Here is a 1,975-nt window from a genome sequence, read left to right on the forward strand (position 1 = left end):
ACATCACCTATAAAAATATGTTAGATTATAAAGACAATTAATACTATAGGAGCTAACTTTGAGTAATAAAAGAATTGCTATTTTAGGCGCAGGTCCAAGTGGCTTAGCACAATTACGCGCTTTCGAAGCGGCCCGATTGGCTGGTGCTGAAAACTTACCTGAGATAGTTTGTTATGAAAAGCAAAATGCCATCGGCGGTATGTGGAATTATAGTTGGCGTACCGGTTTAGACAGAAACGGTGAGCCTGTTCACGGCAGTATGTACCGCTATTTGTGGTCGAATGGCCCAAAAGAGTGCTTAGAATTTGCAGATTATTCATTTGATGAACACTTTGGTGAAGCCATCCCTTCATACCCACCACGTGAAGTGCTAAAAGACTACATCATGGGTCGTATCGACAAGCAAGACATCCAAAAATATATTCGCTTTGAGTGCCCTGTACGTTGGGTAGCATTTGACAATGACACGCAAAAATTCACTGTGACAGTGATGAACCATAAAACCAATGAGCAAGAGGTCGAAGAGTTTGATTATGTCGTGGTAGCGACTGGTCATTTCTCAACGCCAAACATGCCGTATTTTCAAGGTTTGGAAACTTTCCCAGGTCGCATCCTCCATGCGCATGATTTCCGTGACGCATTGGAATTCAAAGACGAAGATATTTTACTGATTGGTAGCAGTTATTCAGCCGAAGATATCGGTACGCAGTGTTATAAATACGGCACCAAATCAGTCACTATCAGCTATCGGACCCAAGCTTTAGGTTACGATTGGCCTGATGGTATTAAGGAAGTGCCTTTAGTGACTCATTTTGAAGATGATGTGGCGCACTTTGCCGATGGCACGAGCCAAAAATTTGACGCCATTATTATGTGTACAGGGTATTTGTTCCATTTCCCGTTTATGCCAGATGAGCTACGTCTGCAAACGCATAATTGCTTGTATCCTAAGAATTTATATAAAGGTATCTTTTGGCAGCCCAATCCAAAGCTTATTTATTTGGGTATGCAGGATCAGTATTTCACCTTTAATATGTTTGATGCACAAGCGTGGTATGCCCGTGATGTGATTATGGGTGATATTAAAATACCTGATTTGGCGACACGTACAGCAGACGAGCAAGAATGGGTGGCAACGTATGCTAAGTGCGCGACGGTTAGCGATTCCATTGACTTTCAAGCCGCCTATATTCGTGATTTGACCAATGCAACAGATTACCCAGAGTTTGCGGTAGAAAAGCAGGGTGATATCTTAAAAGAATGGCAAATAGACAAAACCGACAATATCATGACCTTTAGAGAAAAAGGTTATCGTTCGACATTGACGGGTACGTTATCCCCTGAATTACCAGAGCCGTGGTTGGATGTGCTTGATGATTCGCTTGAGCACTTTTTGAATATGTCGCTTGTGAAGCCCAAAAATCGTAAAAAAGCGTCGTAAATAAGTAGCATCGTTAACAATGATTATTGTCTAAAAAGATAAAAGCCAAATACGTTTCAGCGTGTTTGGCTTTTTTTGTGAATGGTATATATAGCGGCCATATTAACCATAGTCGGTTCAATATAATTTGGATACAAGGAAGGCGAGTGAAAATACTACAACTCGTAGACTAAGCAAGCCTGACACCGTATCCAATTTATAGAGGATTGACTATATTAACTATTATATAAGTGCCACGCTAAGTACAGCATCAGTATGCCGACCAATCCGTCGAGTATATTCCATGCTTTTGGTTGGGAAAATAATGGTCGAAGCAGTCGTGCAGCATAACCTAAGGCAAAAAAGAAACAGAACGATGCACTGACGGCACCCACACCAAATGCCAGTTTGCTACTAGCACCTGTTGAAACCATGCCAACGAGTACCAATGTATCTAGATAGACGTGTGGATTGAGCCACGTAAAGCCAAAACACAATAACAGTGCTTTTTTTAAGCTGGTAACGGCTTGACCATCCACTGTTAATGCATGTGAG

At 41.6% G+C, this 1,975-nt stretch carries 2 protein-coding genes; one reads left to right on the forward strand and one right to left on the reverse strand.

The annotated features are described in order from the left end of the window. Nucleotides 1–58: 58 nt before the first annotated feature. On the forward strand, nt 59–1,441 hold the full coding sequence (locus tag ACT3RN_RS15290; protein WP_192519252.1) for an NAD(P)-binding domain-containing protein: 1,383 nt from the start codon (nt 59–61) through the stop codon (nt 1,439–1,441). Nucleotides 1,442–1,656: 215 nt separating this feature from the next. Here ACT3RN_RS15290 and ACT3RN_RS15295 read toward each other — a convergent pair. Continuing rightward, nucleotides 1,657–1,975, reverse strand: a 319-nt coding sequence (locus ACT3RN_RS15295; RefSeq protein ID WP_444518797.1) for a LysE/ArgO family amino acid transporter, incomplete at its 5' end; no start/stop codon positions are given.

This window comes from Psychrobacter sp. AOP5-GZ1-6, assembly GCF_052376345.1.
Classification (GTDB): Bacteria; Pseudomonadota; Gammaproteobacteria; order Pseudomonadales; family Moraxellaceae; genus Psychrobacter.